This window comes from Acetobacter lambici (assembly GCF_011516885.1).
In the GTDB taxonomy this organism is placed as follows: Bacteria; Pseudomonadota; Alphaproteobacteria; order Acetobacterales; family Acetobacteraceae; genus Acetobacter; species Acetobacter lambici.
The window spans coordinates 17,918-31,555 of record NZ_WOTD01000026.1 but is presented as its reverse complement, the minus strand read 5'-3'; the positions used below and the strand labels follow the sequence as shown (position 1 = coordinate 31,555).

Below are 13,638 nucleotides of genomic sequence, written 5' to 3'. Positions count from 1 at the left end.
CATACTCAACCGCTTCACCGCGCTCGGAATCCCCGTCACCCACGCTGTCGCGTAAGGGAAACCCACGAAAAGGGTTCAGCACACCCAATACCCGAATTTTGCAACAGAGCCATGGCAATGCTGTCTTTTGAATGATCGGCAGAGCAGGAAAAATCGGGACGATAACCCGTTATGGCAACAGGTGTGGCGGCCTGAGCAGCATAGGCCGCTTTGGCGTTAACACCTGCTGGGTGTGTTCCGTTATGGGCTGGCAAAACCCATCCTAGAATAACAGCGCCACCGAAGAGCATAATGCCAATGGAGGTAACTTTATCCTTCATTTTCTTCTTCAAATAATAATGCCGGTTATAGGCGGCTTTTTTGTAATATCTGGCCCAGAAAGGTTTTGAGCTTTTCCGTCCCATTATTGTTCTCCAAATTTTATATTCCAAATTGGACAGCACAGTAACCGCACACATAACCCGAGGCCAGTCAGTATTACGTCAGGTAGCAAGTATCCGCCGGTATGCTGCTTTGCGAGAAGGCACCAGGGAAGAACAGCCCGCACCCTACCGGCCCGGGCGCGTATCTCTTCTTTTTTACTATGATAAAAAAATTATAGTATTCTGGTTGGTGGTTGTACTGTATATATTAAGCATTGAAGGCCTAATTTAGATTCAGGGTAGATGTCGGGATATGTATTTTTTATTAAAATACCAATTTTCATGATGATGGAACTCGTTTCTTTTGTATCCGCCTGTCTTGCTTTGCTTGGAGCCTTGTACAAGCTCGACGACGTGGCGTTTACATTTGGCCGCAATACCATAAAGCCGTTTGTTCCATTCTTTATGGCGACCAGTATATGGTGCATACACTACATTATTCTATTCCGGGCTATGGGGCTGGAGCATAATACGGTCGGCCTGCTTTATCCGTTAATGTCCTACCTGTTTGTGGTTTTCGGATTTTACTGTGCCATAAAAGTTATTGACCTTGGTTTTGCTTTTTCTAACTATGTCTCTGGCGCAATTATTGGTCTTTTTATTGCTACGGATCATATTGTGGACAAATACGCCCTTGCCCATTCTGGCACGGGGCCTGTTATGGGGGCGGGGCTGAACGTCCATAGCCTTGTGCTGGTCCTGTCTTTTGTCATGCTCTGGTCGTCCATTGTGGGCTACCTGACCGACTACTTTAAAAATCATGAAATAATTTCACACTTAAAAACAATTGCGTACACAGATAACCTGACAAATCTGAGCAACAGGAACGCATTGAACGACCATTTTGGGGAGATGCTGGCAAAAAGTGCCCAGACCGCCAAAAACTTTGCCTGCATGATGATCGACCTGAACAAGTTCAAGGACATAAACGATACTTATGGCCACCTTGTAGGTGACGAAATTCTGCGTGTTATTGGCGGCAAGCTGAAAGACGTTTTTGAAAAGACGCATGACTTTATCGGTCGGTTGGGAGGGGATGAGTTTATTGTACTCGCCAGCTACGAGCATGTTGTGGAAATTGAGGCCTTGTCGGATACAATTTACCGCCTTGTGGTCGAAGCGCATTGTGTGAACGATATTCCCCTTCAGGTAGGGTGCTGCATTGGCATATCCCTTTTTCCCGAGGATGGAACAACGCAAAAATCCCTTATGGGACACGCGGATATCAGCTTGTATGAAATGAAGAAAAACCATCGTGATGGCGTCTGTTTTTATAACAAAGGTTCTGTCCGCACCGTATTTGCGCCAGACGTTCCAGCATCTGTTTGAACGCCTCGCCCCAACCATATGCGTGCGGGCGGGCAGAAAAAAGGTGTACTTGCGCGCGGTTTGTGGCATAAGGGCTGTAGTGTTGCCAGTTCTGCCCCCATTGGGGGTGGCGTAGCAGAATACGCCAGAAGAACCACGCTTTTCCTCTACGTGACCGTCCTGTGCCATTTTGCCCGTTCCTGCTTGTTGGGGGCGGGTTTTTTTGTATCTGGGGCATGGACCACTTTGGGTTGCGGGGCCTGTGCGCCCTGTTTCCTCCGGTGTTGCGTGGTGGCGTGCATGGCTGCACTCAACCAAGCTATTAAGGGAGGTCTCCATTATGGCCAATACCGGCCAGAGCGTGCCCATAACGGGTGCCACAACAGGTAACACAGCCAAGGTGGCTGCTATTGTTGCTTTTATTCCTTCATTTTTTGCCATGCTACCACAAAACGTCGCCCTGTTTATTTGTGCGGGCATGGTGACGTGTGCGGCTATAACCGCAGCCGTGCCAGCACCCGCGCAGGGGCGTGTGCTGGTTGCGTTGTACCAGATCGTGCGGGTTGCGGGGTTGGGGGTGCGGTACGCTGTGCCCTATATGGCGGTACACCTGACCAAAACCGTACCGACGCAAACAGGCGCGGCCATTAATCCCGCGGTGTCCACACCCCAGACCACGGCCAGTGCTGCGGTCCCCGGTGCTGCAAGTAGCGTTAACACACCCTGAAAACTTTCCTTACAGGATCGATCAAAATGAAAAATTATGCAGAAGTGGCCTGCCTTGCGGCCCTGTGCATGTTGTGTTCGTGCGCGCAAACCGCGCAGGATAAGCTGCGTCAGGCTGTGTATGACACAGCCAGTGCGTACCATCTGCTGGCCAGCCCCATGCCCGATGTTATGGCCGGGCATGTGCCCGGTGTCAGCCTGAATACCGCGCAAAAGGCGCTTGCGCGGCAGGCCAGCCAGACTGTGCTGAACGAACTGGCCGCTTTTGACCAGTCCATACAGGCGGGCAGCACATTGACCGAAACCGCCGTTGCGGCCTTGCAGGCGGATTTTGCCTCGTTCTCCACCTGCTGGACCGGGCTTACGGCCGGTACAACGCCAACCGGTTGCGCTGCGGTTGCCACACCTGTTGCTGGCGCGTCCAGCACGGCTGTTGCCACTACAACGGCAGCGTCGACCGCCGTATCTGCGGGGGATGCAACCCCGGCCGCCATAGGGAGCAACTGAACCATGACCGCAGCAGAAATTAGCGCCATACTTGGCGTTGTGGGGACTGTTGTCTCATTGGCCGAAAAATATGGCCCGGAGGCCTATGATACGGTTCTGAGCGCGCTTGAGCAGAGCAGGAGTGGCACAGGCCCGAGTGATGCGGATGTTGCCGCATTGTTTGCCAAATGTCAGGCAGATAATGCAGCCATTCAGGCATCATGAGTGTAGACTTTGAGTGCGGCATGGTGTTGGGCGGGGGCCTTGTGGGGCTGGCAGGGCTTGCGCTGGCCGTAGCACTGCGCCTGCTTGCCCAGCGTGATGGAGGCTGGCCCAATTAGGGGCAGGGCACGGATTAAACGGGTGTTTTGAGAGGGATCTTGTGATCGACCATGGGCTTTGATGGAAAAAACTTTCAAAAAAGCCCATGGTTTGAAAAAGATTTTTCGTTTATCTGGTGTGTTCGGGCGTATCTGCCCAGTTGTGCGTAGTCTATGGCAGAGCGGGCAGGTCGATTGCTGGGTGTTATGCTGGGCTGTGGCTTGCCACAAATCCATCGGGCATTGGCCTGCCTGCCTGCACAGAACAGCAGACCATGCCGGTTCCGAGCCTACAGCGTGGTGCGTGCGCCGTGCTCCCGCCTGTGTTGCTCCAACAGGTCGCGCACGGTCTGCACGATCTCGCCAATGCTTTCCTCGCAATAGCGGTGCTGGTCCGTGGCAAAGCCCGCATTGGTGTAAAATGGCCATTGCAGGCTGTGGCTGGCTGCGCGCAGGTGCAGAATGGCCTGTTCGTAGCGGGTGATCTCCTGCGCCGTGGCGCGGGGGAGTTGGTCTGTGCTGAACAGGCCGCGCCGGGCCGCATGGTCATAGGCATCGACCTGCGCTAAGGCGCGGTGGTCGGGGCAGGTCATGTGCGGTTCCAAAGCGTTCTCCCTCAACTACACGCGGGCAGTATGTGCGTAATAAACGCACAACGCAAGCTGGATAACACGCATATGTGTGGAGGCGGCGGCGGGCCTATGGGCCGCTGGGCGTTACTTCCATGTCCATTTGCCCACAACGCGACCGTTAATGCTGATCTCGTCCAAGGTCAGCTCGTAGGTGGAATAAGCGGTGTTAATGCTCATGATCCGCACCCGGCGGGGTTCCTCCATGCCGGGGATCAGCTCCAGGCGTTTGAGCACAAGGCCAAACCCGTCCCACAACACATACACGCCGGGGGGGGAGGGAATGCGGTGGGCCGTGTCCACCAGCACCCGGTCGCCCGACTGGTAGTCCGGCTCCATGCTGTCCCCCGCCACGCGCACAATGGCCAGCGTGTCTGGCGTTTCGGAAAAAGCAGCCACGTAACCGCGCGGCAGGGTCCAGTGTTCCACCGGGCGCAGCCCGTCCTGCGGGGCGCACAGCACGGGCACGCAGCCCGGCCCGGCCGAGGTGATCACGTCGTATTCAGGTATGGCAATGCGGCCCGAGCCCGCGGGAGGCAGGGCCTCGGCCGCCGGTTTGGGCGGGGCTGGCGCGGGGCGGGGGGTCATTCTGGCCACAAGGCCGGATTCGCCCGTGCTTACGCCCGCAAGGTTCCAGACCTCGTTGGCGGTAATGGGTGGTTCCCCCCGGCCACTGAGCAGCGGCACCATGGTTTTGACCATGGGCAGGGGCAGCACATCCTTTTTGTACGAGGTCTCATACATGCGGTAGGAGGAAAACTTCTCTCCGTACCCCAGTTCGCGCGCAAACTCACGAATCGTGTATCCGGCCCGCTCGCGCAGGGCTTTAAGCCTGTCCGTGATCCGATTCTGGTTCATGTCTGCATTGTGGGCAAAAGTGTCGTGCATGTCAGTGCGTAAAAACCGCTTGCAGTTTGTGTTTTTTGTACGCACATTGTGTGCATGAACAACGCACATACCAGCCTGCCGGATGCGGTGCAAGAGCCGCACAGGCCTTTTCCGGCCCCTCTGACCCCACCGCAGAGCGATTTGCGGGGTCTGCCCTTTATGCCGCTCGATACCTGCCGCCTGCTCGATAGCGACCTGTTCGCCCTGAGCACGGGGGATGGGTTCAAATGTGCCGTGGCCCTGTGGTGCAAGGCGTGGCAGCAGGTGCCTGCGGGGAGCCTGCCCCATAATGAGCGGGTTCTGGCCCATCTGTCCGGTGCTGGGGGGCGCTGGCCGGGCCTGCGGGCTGTGGCCCTGCATGGGTGGGTGGTCTGCTCGGACGGGCGGCTTTACCACCCTGTTATTGCCCAAAAAGCCAATCAGGCATGGAAGGCCCGTCTGGCCCAGCGCGCCCGCGCCGCCCGCCGCTGGGGGCGTGAGCCGGAGGATACATCCATACCCGCAGCGGAGGAGGGGGCGGCATGGCACGGCACAGCCCACGCACATGCAAGGGAGAGTGAGAGGGAGAGGGAGAGTAGCTCACTCCGTTCGCTGGGGGATGACAATAAGGGGGTGGCACATGGGCAGGGCATGCGTGGCAAGGTGCGCGCGCGCGGGGGGCGTGGTGTGGGCCGTGCGCCGCATCCGCTGGAGGAGCAGGCTGCGCGGTTAAAGCAGCGTAAGGCCGCGCCCGGCCATGGGCCAGAAGGGCATGCAGAATGCGAACGTGCCGATTGTGGCGTGGAGCAGGGAGCATGAGCGCGCGCGCCCACACACCAGTGCGCCTGCCCCGCATAAGCCCCGCCCTTGCCGCGCGGCTGGAGAGTTTTCGCCCCGGTGGGTTTGCGCTCCCATCCCAGATTGTGGCCGAGGCACAGGCCATATTGCCCGCTTACAGCCATGCGTTGCTCCCCCTGTTGGAGCCGGAACTGAGCTGTGTGGTGGAGGAGTTTGCCGAAATGCTGAATGCGGGCGTGGTCAACCCCTTGCCCGGTGTTGCGCTGCAACTGCGTTGTGTGGCGTTGGTTGCCGCCTGTGCCGGGGTGCCCGCGCTGGCATGGAGCGGGGCCACCGTGCGCCGCGCTCTGGTGGCGTTTACATTTTTTCCGTCTGCGGCACAGCTTGTGGCCTTGCTGGAGGAACAGTGCGGCATGGCCCGTGCCACGCATAGCCGGTTGCGCCTGCTGGTGGCGGAGGCCGAGCAGCGTGCTGCGCGAGAGCAGGCCCAGGAGCGGCGCTGGGCGCAATGGGAGCAGCAGCACGTGGCGCGGCCTGTGTACAACCCTGTGGATAATGTGGATTGTATGAAAAACCCGCTCTGAGCGCGCCATGAGTCACAAAAAGTTGAACAGTTTACGGCCCATTTCCCCCACAGGTGCGGAAGGCAGGGCATGCAAGGATTTTATACAAATGAGCACATCCCACACGCAGGTTTCCAAAAAACGGGGTGCGGCCCCACCCGCCGGTCTGCTGGTGGCGCAGGGGGCGTGCGGCCCAACACCCGAACGGATGGAAAAATTCGTGTTTGTGGCAGACACGTCCACCCCCGGTAGCCCGTTGCGGGTGCTGGGCACGGTGCAGGCGCTGCTCAATGCGCGGGACATTACGCAAGATGCGGCCAATGCGGCCAATGCGGCGGAACGCTGGTATAGGGACTGGGTGTTTGCCAATGTGGGGCATATTGAATACCCCACGCACCACACCCCCAATACCCTGACCCGGCATGATGATGTTTCGTGGCAGATGACGCGTGCACACGCAGCCGGGCGTGTGGCCGATGTACGTCACGCTCTTGGCCTGTGCGCACAGGTGCGGCTGAAGCTGATGCTGGTGGATGAGCTGTCATTCATGCAGATGGGGCAGGTTATTTTTCCGCATCTGTCGGATGCGCGGGCACGGCTTAAAATATCCGCCCAGTGCGCTATGCTGCTTGAACAGCTTGAAGGGTTTTATGAGGGTCTGCGCCGTGCCAAACAGCGCGGAAAAACCCATGCGCACGGTAGGAGCGGGGAAGAAGAGTTCTAAAAAACTGCCAGAATAAAAGGGGATTGCTAAAAATATTTCCTTTGTGTGTTTTTTCCGCTTGCCATGTGCGCGCAGTCCGCGTATTGGAATACCTACATTGGAATTCCTGCGCCAGACCGCACCAAGCCGCCCCACCGGGCGGCTTTTTTTATGGGCTGGGCGCTACGGCGGCATAAAATCCGCATTCCCTGTTTTTGGAAAATAAATGACCCAGTCAATCAGCTATGCCGATGTGGTGCGCCTGCACCGCGCGGATGCGGTGTGCGTTGGTGTGCTGGCCGGGCGCGCGCTGCTCTGCTTTTTGGTGCCAGAGGCGGAAAACACACGCCACAGGGCCGATGTTGCCCTTTCATGGTGCGAGAGTGCTCAGGCCAATCTGCCGCCAGAGATGCGTGTGCGCTGCGTTGTTAACGAACGCAGCGTGCGTGGGCCGGTGGTGGGGCAACTGCCCCCGCCCGCCATGCAGCGCATTCAGGCCATGCTCATGCGTGAGCGCTCCAGCCAGACGGTGGAAGGGGGCTGGCCGCACAGGACCACCCCACACAGTAAGGCCCATAGCCATGCCTGCATGCAAAAAAATACCAGATCCCAGCATGGGAATGCCAGAACCGGCTATTACGCCTGAGGTCTGGGAGCATATTTTCAGCCAGGTGGAAGAGGGGCAGACCCTGCGCCAGATCAGCACTGGTCCGGGCATGCCCACGTGGGAGCAGATGCGCCACAATTTGCGCGCAAGCCCCGCCCTTGCCAGCCGTTACGCCCGTGCCCGCGTGCTGGCGGCCGAAGCGTTTGAGGACCGGCTGTTACAGGAGGTGCATAGCATTAACGGGGAGGACACCGCCGCCATGCGCCTGCGGATTGATACGCTCAAATGGATCATGTCCAAACGTGCCCCCGCCCGCTACGGCGAAAAAACGACCGCCGAGCAGCAGGCGGATGCCCCGGCCCAGCCCGATGGCAGGCCGCGCACCATCCGCCGCGTAATTGTGGACCCACCCGCACGGGTGGACAAAGGACAATGAGCCGACCAAGCCTGAAAATTCCCACAGCGCGGGTGTTTGCGCCCCTGCTGGCTCCGTGCCGTTACAAGGGGGCTTATGGGGGGCGGGGGTCTGGCAAGTCGCATTTTTTTGGTGAATGCGTGGTGGAGGAACACCTGCGGCTGGCTGGCCACCGTACGGTGTGTATCCGCGAGGTACAGAAGTCCACGCAGTTGTCATCCCGCCAGTTGATTATTGATAAAATCAGCCAGTTTAATCTGAACCGGTATTTTGATGTGCAGGACAGGGCCATTCGCACTCCCGGTGATGGGCTGATTGTTTTTCAGGGCATGCAGAACCACACGGCGGAAAGCCTTAAGTCGCTGGAAGGGTTTGACCGGGCATGGGTGGAGGAGGCGCAGTCCATTTCCGCCCAAAGCTGGCGCATGCTGCGCCCCACCTTGCGCAAGGCAGGGGCGGAAATATGGGCGTCATGGAACCCCCATGCCCAGACCGATGCGGTGGATGCGTTCTTCCGTGGTGCGGGCTCGGACCGGGCGGACCTTGTGGCGGTCCGGGCCAATTGGTCGGATAACCCTTGGTTTGAACAAGGCACATTGGCAACCGAGCGGGCAGAGGACCAGCGCACCCGGCCAGATGAATACGGCCATGTGTGGGAGGGGGACTACCAGAGTTTTTCCGCAGCCCAGATCTTTTTGGGCCGTGTGTGTGTGCAGGACTTTGTCACCCCGCAGGATACGCGGTTTTACTATGGCGTGGACTGGGGGTTTGCCAAAGACCCACTGGCCGCCCTGCGCTGCTTTGTGGTGGGGAACACGCTTTATATTGATTACGAGGCAGGGGGCGTTGGCGTGGAGCTGGACGCCATACCCGCCATGCTGGAGCAGATCCCCCACGCCCGGCTGTGGCCGTGGAAGGCGGATGGTGCTCGGCCGGAAACCATAAGTTTTCTTTCCCGTGGCTATGGTTTTCGTATGAGTGCCGCCAAAAAATGGCCCGGCAGCGTGGAGGACGGCATAGCCCGTCTCAAGGCGTTTGACGCCATTATGGTGCACCCGCGCTGTAGGCGGTGGCGGAGGAATTTCGTTTATATTCCTACAAGGTTGACAAGGATACGGGGGATGTCCTGCCCATTGTGGAGGACGCGCACAACCACTGGATCGATGCGCTGCGCTACGCGCTGGATGGGGTTATTCACAACCGGCGCACCATGCCCCGCTTTAACGCCGGAACACTCCGGCACATTCTTCATGCCAGCAAGGGCGGAAAAAACGGATGACAGACTGGTGGACCCGCCTGTGCGGGCGTTTGGGCGCAGGGTCTGCGCGTGGTGGGGTGGAGCACTCCGCCGGGGCACGCCCTTTGGGTGCGGTGGAGCGTATGGAGCCGGTGCTGCGGCAGGCCAGTTCCCCCGTAGTGCAGCCACAACCTGCGCGCGGTAGGGGCAAAAGGCGTCTGGGCTTTGGGGCCATGTTTGGTTGGGGCAGCAGTTCCGCCCTAACACCCGCACCCACTGCGCAGGACCGTGCGGCGGCCCTGTTCCAGCCCTACCAGCCCCCGCGCGGGGTGCGTGGGGCGGGGGCGCTGGCCATGGATGCGGGGCTTGGAGCTTATGCGACCGAGCAGTATGGCATGGCTTCCAGCTTTGTGGAGCAGGGGTTGGCGTTTAAGGGGTACCCCACGCTGTCCGCCATGATGCTGCGGGCCGAGTTTAGAAAACCCGTGGAAATTATTGCGCGTGAGGCCACGCGGGCGTGGATCCGCTTCCGCTGTAATGGCACGCAGGCCGATGCGGTGCAGACCGCAGCCCGCCTGCGCGCGGTGGAAGTGGAGTTTTTGCGCCTGCATGTGCGCGATGTGGTGCGCCGCCAGATTGTGCATGGGCTGGGCTTTGGCGTGGGCCACATCTGGGTGGGTCTGCGCGGCGTACCACTCAATGATGCGGGGCAGGCCGTGCCCCTGCGCCCCACCCCGCACGGCATGGCGCGCGGCCAGCTTGAACGGCTGGTGAACATAGACCCGATCTGGACAACCCCCAACAGCTACAACGCGGATAACCCGCTCCGTGCGGACTATTACCGCCCGGCGGACTGGTGGGTGCAGGGGGTGCTGGTCAACAGTTCGCGCCTGCTGAGCGTAGTGCCGTTTGAGGTGCCGGATATTCTCAAACCCGCCTTCAACTTTGGTGGTCTGGCCCTCCCGCAGATGCTGGAAACCTATGTGCACAACTTCCTGCGCACAAGGCAGTCGGTGTCGGACATGGTGAGCAACTTTGCCACCAAGATTTTAAAAACCGACATGAGCGGCACCATGCAATCCGATACCGGCACACAGTATGCCGAGATTGATGCACAGAGTGTGACCGCCCGTGTTGCGGCCATGAACGCATGGCAGAGCAACAACGGCACCTTTGTGCTCGACCGCGAGAGCGAGGATTTTGACATAAAGTCAGCCCCGCTCAGTGGTCTTGCGGAGCTACAGGCCCAGTCGCAGGAGTTCATGGCCGGTATTCCCGGTATTCCGCTGGTCAAGCTGTTTGGCATCCAGCCGCAGGGGCTTAACGCGTCCTCGCAAGGGGAGATCAGGGTTTTTTATGACGAGATCGCAGCTTTTCAGGAGGCGCATATGGCCCCCGTGCTGCGGGTGCTGTTCCACCTTGTCCAGCTCAACCTGTGGGGGAGCATAGACCCCGATCTGGACTTCGAGTTCGTGCCCTTGTGGCAGATGTCCGAGCAGGAGGCGGCGGTGGTGGAAAAAACCAAAACCGACATGGATACAGCCAACATCCAATCGGGCAAGATCACCCCGCACGAGGCCCGTGCGCGCGAGGCTGCGGATGCGCACAGCCTGTACCGCACCGCAGGGCTGGCCCGCCCCATGCCAGATGGCAATGCGGGCGGGACTGACAAGGGTTTTGTCAACACGCCACAGGCAAAAAGAGCAGAACAGCATGAATAACACACTCGCCCATGACCGCATGGGCTCGGTCCGCATGACCGATGAGGACGGACGCCTGCATGTGGCCGCAACCTCCATAAGCAAGGCAGCCGTTAACGCCTATTATGGGCGCGAAATACCGGGGGCGGACGCACTGGGGCTGGACCCCAACAGGCATTACAACCTGCTGCGCGACCCAAAGGAACTGGCCCGTGCGGCCCCCAGCTTTAATGCCCTGCCCGTGCTGGCCGAACATGCCCATGTTACGGCCGACGCCCCAAGGGCCGATCTGGTGGTGGGCACCACGGGCACCAATGTCCGCTTTGCCAGCCCCTACCTGACCAATTCCCTGGCGATCTGGAACGCCGGGGCCATTCACAACATCCGCTCGGGCGCGCAGCGCGAACTCTCCTGCGCGTACCGCTACACGCCGGTCATGGAGGCAGGCCAGTTTGAAGGCCAGCCCTATGACGGGCGCATGACCAACATTCGCGGCAACCACGTGGCCCTTGTGCCCAGCGGGCGTGCCGGGCCGGATGTTGTGGTGGCGGATGCCAAACCAAAGGACATTGCAATGGATCCAACACATTCTGCCCCCACGGCGGGGCAGGTTTTTGCCCGTTTGGGTACGGCTTTTGCCTCTGGCGCGCTGGCCATGACCGCCAGCGTGGCCGAACTTGGGGCGTGGCTCCGGCACAACGGTATGGCCGATGCCCCCACCGCGCACGAACACGGCGGCGCAAGTGCTGCCCCCGCCAGTGCGTCTGGCCCGCATCCGGCCCCCGCCAGCACCCCCGCTCCGGGCACGCCCCCCACGGACCGGAGTGGCGGCACGCTTGCAACAGTAGGGGACACACCAGCCGCGACCCCCGCCACAGCGCAGACCACCACCGGGCAGGATAGTGCGGTGCAGTCCGCCGTAACCGCCGCCCTTGCCGCCGAGCGCACCCGTGCGGCCCACGCGCAGGAAGCCCGCACCCTTGTGCGCCCGCTGGTGGGCGATGTGCTGGGCATGGACAGCGCAGCAGACATCCTGCGTTACGCCCTGACCGAGCAGGGTGTGCACACCGATGGCGTGAACGAACCGGGGCTTAAAGCGCTTGTGCTGGCCTGCCTTGGCACGGCCTCCCCTGCCGCGGGTGGTTCCACGGGTGCGCCCGTGGGCGCGGCCGATCATGCGGCCCCCCTTGCAACCCGCTTTGGCGTTCATGCGCCACGCAAACTTTAAAACAAGGAGGCACAAACAATGCCTTTCCCCAATACAGTGCATTATGGATGGCCTGCCGGGTTCCCCGGTGCATGGGCCAGCCAGAACCCCCAGCGCATGGTGGTGCCCGGAGCCAACGGGTTTAGTGCGGGTGCGGGTGGTGTTGCCATTGCCGCTTTTGCCTGGGTGCAGGCCGACGGCACAACCGTGCTGAACAAGCCCGACCCGGCAAACCCCAAGGCCGCACCAACGGGTTTTGTGGTGCGCACCCAGCAGGGGCAGGCCACGCAGTACCTTGCGCAGAACACCATGACCATTGCGCAGGGCTTTATGGTGGGGCTGGCCGAAGGGGGGGATGTGTTTGCCCTTGCCAACACGGCCTCCACCACGGGGCAGGCGGTCTATGCCGCACTGGCCGATGGCACGCTCCAGTGTGCGGCCGCAGGGGCTGCCCCCACGGGCACGGTGGATACGGGCTGGACCGTAGCACAGGGGGCGGCTGCGGGCCTGCCCTTTATTATGACCGGGCCGCTGGCGGGTGCGCGCAGTGTGGCCTCATCCACCTCGGGCACAGGGAACTAACAGAGAATGACAACATTTTTCCGTAACGATGCACCAGCCCTTGCGCGGGATTGGGGTATTCACCTTGGTGGTGTCAGCCGCTATTTTTCCGAACTGGCGCACGATGCGGCCCTGCCGGCCAATGCGGCGGTCACCATGCCTAACAGTGGCATTCCCGCCCTGTTCACCACCTATACCGACCCGGTGGTGATCCGTGCCCTTGTAACCCCCACCCGCTCGGAGGCCATTTACGGCAGTGCGCGCAAGGGGGACTGGACAACCGATACCGCGCAGTTCCCCGTGGTCGAACTCTCCGGTTACGCTGCGGCGTATGATGATTATTCGCCCGCTGGCACGGTGGATTCCAACGCCAACTGGGTGCAGCGCCAGTCCTTTTACTACCAGACGTGGACCCGCTGGGGCGAGCGCGAGGTGGAGCGTATGGGCGCTGCCAAGATTGACTGGGTGAACCAGAAAAACCTTGCCTCGGCCTCTGTGCTCAACCGGAACCAGAACCAGATCAACCTGTTTGGCATTGCCGGGCTGGAACTGTACGGCGCTCTTAACGACCCCAATCTGCCCGCAGCCATTACGCCCACGCCCAAATTTGCGGCATCGGGCACGGCGGCGGCAGGGAATACATGGGTGGATACAACGGACCCCGTGCAGGTTTATGCCGATATTCTCAAGGCTTTTGGCGTGCTGTCCGCCCAGATGGGGGGCAACATTACGCTGGAATCCCCCCTTACGCTGGTTATCCCGACCGAGCGGCAGCAGTGCTTGCTGTACACCAACCAGTTTCAGGTCGCATTGGGTGACCTGCTGAAGAAGAACCTGCCCAACCTGACCATCCAGACCCTGCCCGAAGCCGGGGTAACACTGGGGGGCGGGCAGGCGTCCACCACGCTCATGCAGTTGTTTGTCAGCGAGGTGGAAGGCCAGCAGGCCGTGACCACCGCGTTTACCGAAAAACTGCGCGCCCATGCGGTGGAACGCTATTCCTCCAGCTTCAGGCAGAAAAAATCGCAGGGCACGTGGGGGACCATCTGGTTCTACCCGCAGGCCTGCGTCACCATGGCAGGGATTTAA

Annotated in this window: 17 protein-coding genes; 14 read left to right on the top strand and 3 right to left on the bottom strand. The window is 60.2% G+C overall.

From position 1 onward, the window contains the following. Positions 1 to 35: 35 nt before the first annotated feature. Complete coding sequence (locus GOB86_RS11025) at positions 36 to 320, bottom strand: hypothetical protein (protein ID WP_165992379.1); 285 nt, start codon at positions 318 to 320, stop codon at positions 36 to 38. Positions 321 to 704: 384 nt separating this feature from the next. Between GOB86_RS11025 and GOB86_RS11020 the strand changes: the two genes are divergently transcribed. The 4 genes from GOB86_RS11020 to GOB86_RS11005 all read left to right on the top strand — a co-directional run bounded on the left by GOB86_RS11020 (position 705) and on the right by GOB86_RS11005 (position 3,167). Further along, positions 705 to 1,751 carry a GGDEF domain-containing protein gene (locus GOB86_RS11020; RefSeq protein WP_165992378.1) on the top strand — a complete coding sequence of 349 codons (1,047 nt, stop codon included), beginning with the start codon at positions 705 to 707 and terminating at the stop codon, positions 1,749 to 1,751. Positions 1,752 to 2,070: 319 nt separating this feature from the next. Then, positions 2,071 to 2,457 (top strand): hypothetical protein, encoded by a 387-nt coding sequence (locus GOB86_RS11015; RefSeq protein WP_165992377.1) that lies wholly within the window; start codon positions 2,071 to 2,073, stop codon positions 2,455 to 2,457. 26 nt (positions 2,458 to 2,483) lie between these two features. Next, a complete protein-coding gene (locus tag GOB86_RS11010) occupies positions 2,484 to 2,963 on the top strand; it encodes a hypothetical protein (protein WP_242012627.1) in 480 nt (159 codons plus the stop codon). Between the two features lie 3 nt (positions 2,964 to 2,966). Beyond that, positions 2,967 to 3,167, top strand: coding sequence for a hypothetical protein (locus tag GOB86_RS11005; protein ID WP_165992376.1), 201 nt, complete (start codon positions 2,967 to 2,969; stop codon positions 3,165 to 3,167). A gap of 385 nt (positions 3,168 to 3,552) precedes the next feature. Here GOB86_RS11005 and GOB86_RS11000 read toward each other — a convergent pair whose 3' ends face one another. After that, positions 3,553 to 3,855 carry a hypothetical protein gene (locus GOB86_RS11000; protein ID WP_165992375.1) on the bottom strand — a complete coding sequence of 101 codons (303 nt, stop codon included), beginning with the start codon at positions 3,853 to 3,855 and terminating at the stop codon, positions 3,553 to 3,555. Between the two features lie 123 nt (positions 3,856 to 3,978). After that, on the bottom strand, positions 3,979 to 4,779 hold the full coding sequence (locus tag GOB86_RS10995; protein ID WP_242012626.1) for a LexA family transcriptional regulator: 801 nt from the start codon (positions 4,777 to 4,779) through the stop codon (positions 3,979 to 3,981). A gap of 54 nt (positions 4,780 to 4,833) precedes the next feature. On the opposite strand from GOB86_RS10995, the gene GOB86_RS10990 reads away from it, so the two are divergent. The 10 genes from GOB86_RS10990 (at position 4,834) to GOB86_RS10945 (ending at position 13,638) form a co-directional block, all read left to right on the top strand. Continuing rightward, positions 4,834 to 5,577 (top strand): DUF1376 domain-containing protein, encoded by a 744-nt coding sequence (locus GOB86_RS10990; RefSeq protein ID WP_165992374.1) that lies wholly within the window; start codon positions 4,834 to 4,836, stop codon positions 5,575 to 5,577. After that, the gene (locus GOB86_RS10985) at positions 5,574 to 6,140 is read left to right on the top strand and encodes a hypothetical protein (RefSeq protein ID WP_165992373.1); all 567 of its coding nucleotides are present in this window, start codon (positions 5,574 to 5,576) and stop codon (positions 6,138 to 6,140) included. Before GOB86_RS10990 ends, GOB86_RS10985 begins: the two co-directional genes overlap by 4 nt. Positions 6,141 to 6,228: 88 nt before the next feature. After that, positions 6,229 to 6,843, top strand: coding sequence for a hypothetical protein (locus tag GOB86_RS10980; protein ID WP_165992372.1), 615 nt, complete (start codon positions 6,229 to 6,231; stop codon positions 6,841 to 6,843). A 205-nt stretch (positions 6,844 to 7,048) separates the two neighbouring features. After that, complete coding sequence (locus GOB86_RS10975; protein WP_165992371.1) at positions 7,049 to 7,468, top strand: hypothetical protein; 420 nt, start codon at positions 7,049 to 7,051, stop codon at positions 7,466 to 7,468. Continuing rightward, positions 7,437 to 7,865, top strand: a complete 429-nt coding sequence (locus GOB86_RS10970) for a terminase small subunit-like protein (RefSeq protein ID WP_165992370.1) — start codon at positions 7,437 to 7,439, stop codon at positions 7,863 to 7,865. Before GOB86_RS10975 ends, GOB86_RS10970 begins: the two co-directional genes overlap by 32 nt. Next, positions 7,862 to 9,286 carry a PBSX family phage terminase large subunit gene (locus GOB86_RS16120; RefSeq protein ID WP_242012625.1) on the top strand — a complete coding sequence of 475 codons (1,425 nt, stop codon included), beginning with the start codon at positions 7,862 to 7,864 and terminating at the stop codon, positions 9,284 to 9,286. Before GOB86_RS10970 ends, GOB86_RS16120 begins: the two co-directional genes overlap by 4 nt. Further along, a complete protein-coding gene (locus GOB86_RS10960; RefSeq protein WP_338421526.1) occupies positions 9,225 to 10,802 on the top strand; it encodes a phage portal protein in 1,578 nt (525 codons plus the stop codon). The genes GOB86_RS16120 and GOB86_RS10960 overlap by 62 nt, the downstream gene beginning before the upstream one ends. Further along, complete coding sequence (locus tag GOB86_RS10955) at positions 10,795 to 12,009, top strand: DUF2213 domain-containing protein (RefSeq protein ID WP_165992368.1); 1,215 nt, start codon at positions 10,795 to 10,797, stop codon at positions 12,007 to 12,009. Before GOB86_RS10960 ends, GOB86_RS10955 begins: the two co-directional genes overlap by 8 nt. Positions 12,010 to 12,027: 18 nt before the next feature. Next, positions 12,028 to 12,570: a structural cement protein Gp24 gene (locus GOB86_RS10950; RefSeq protein WP_165992367.1), complete on the top strand. Its 543-nt coding sequence runs from the start codon at positions 12,028 to 12,030 to the stop codon at positions 12,568 to 12,570. 6 nt (positions 12,571 to 12,576) lie between these two features. Continuing rightward, positions 12,577 to 13,638, top strand: a complete 1,062-nt coding sequence (locus tag GOB86_RS10945; protein ID WP_165992366.1) for a DUF2184 domain-containing protein — start codon at positions 12,577 to 12,579, stop codon at positions 13,636 to 13,638.

Bases quoted from the DNA above. Each gene is read 5' to 3' on its own strand.
- GOB86_RS10970 (WP_165992370.1), top strand. From the start codon at position 7,437: ATGGGAATGCCAGAACCGGCTATTACGCCTGAGGTCTGGGAGCATATT.
- GOB86_RS10960 (WP_338421526.1), top strand. From the start codon at position 9,225: ATGGAGCCGGTGCTGCGGCAGGCCAGTTCCCCCGTAGTGCAGCCACAA.
- GOB86_RS11000 (WP_165992375.1), bottom strand. From the start codon at position 3,855: ATGACCTGCCCCGACCACCGCGCCTTAGCGCAGGTCGATGCCTATGAC.
- GOB86_RS11025 (WP_165992379.1), bottom strand. From the start codon at position 320: ATGAAGGATAAAGTTACCTCCATTGGCATTATGCTCTTCGGTGGCGCT.
- GOB86_RS10955 (WP_165992368.1), top strand. From the start codon at position 10,795: ATGAATAACACACTCGCCCATGACCGCATGGGCTCGGTCCGCATGACC.
- GOB86_RS10990 (WP_165992374.1), top strand. From the start codon at position 4,834: ATGAACAACGCACATACCAGCCTGCCGGATGCGGTGCAAGAGCCGCAC.
- GOB86_RS11015 (WP_165992377.1), top strand. From the start codon at position 2,071: ATGGCCAATACCGGCCAGAGCGTGCCCATAACGGGTGCCACAACAGGT.
- GOB86_RS10980 (WP_165992372.1), top strand. From the start codon at position 6,229: ATGAGCACATCCCACACGCAGGTTTCCAAAAAACGGGGTGCGGCCCCA.
- GOB86_RS16120 (WP_242012625.1), top strand. From the start codon at position 7,862: ATGAGCCGACCAAGCCTGAAAATTCCCACAGCGCGGGTGTTTGCGCCC.
- GOB86_RS10985 (WP_165992373.1), top strand. From the start codon at position 5,574: ATGAGCGCGCGCGCCCACACACCAGTGCGCCTGCCCCGCATAAGCCCC.
- GOB86_RS10975 (WP_165992371.1), top strand. From the start codon at position 7,049: ATGACCCAGTCAATCAGCTATGCCGATGTGGTGCGCCTGCACCGCGCG.
- GOB86_RS10995 (WP_242012626.1), bottom strand. From the start codon at position 4,779: ATGCACGACACTTTTGCCCACAATGCAGACATGAACCAGAATCGGATC.
- GOB86_RS10950 (WP_165992367.1), top strand. From the start codon at position 12,028: ATGCCTTTCCCCAATACAGTGCATTATGGATGGCCTGCCGGGTTCCCC.
- GOB86_RS11010 (WP_242012627.1), top strand. From the start codon at position 2,484: ATGAAAAATTATGCAGAAGTGGCCTGCCTTGCGGCCCTGTGCATGTTG.
- GOB86_RS11005 (WP_165992376.1), top strand. From the start codon at position 2,967: ATGACCGCAGCAGAAATTAGCGCCATACTTGGCGTTGTGGGGACTGTT.
- GOB86_RS10945 (WP_165992366.1), top strand. From the start codon at position 12,577: ATGACAACATTTTTCCGTAACGATGCACCAGCCCTTGCGCGGGATTGG.
- GOB86_RS11020 (WP_165992378.1), top strand. From the start codon at position 705: ATGATGATGGAACTCGTTTCTTTTGTATCCGCCTGTCTTGCTTTGCTT.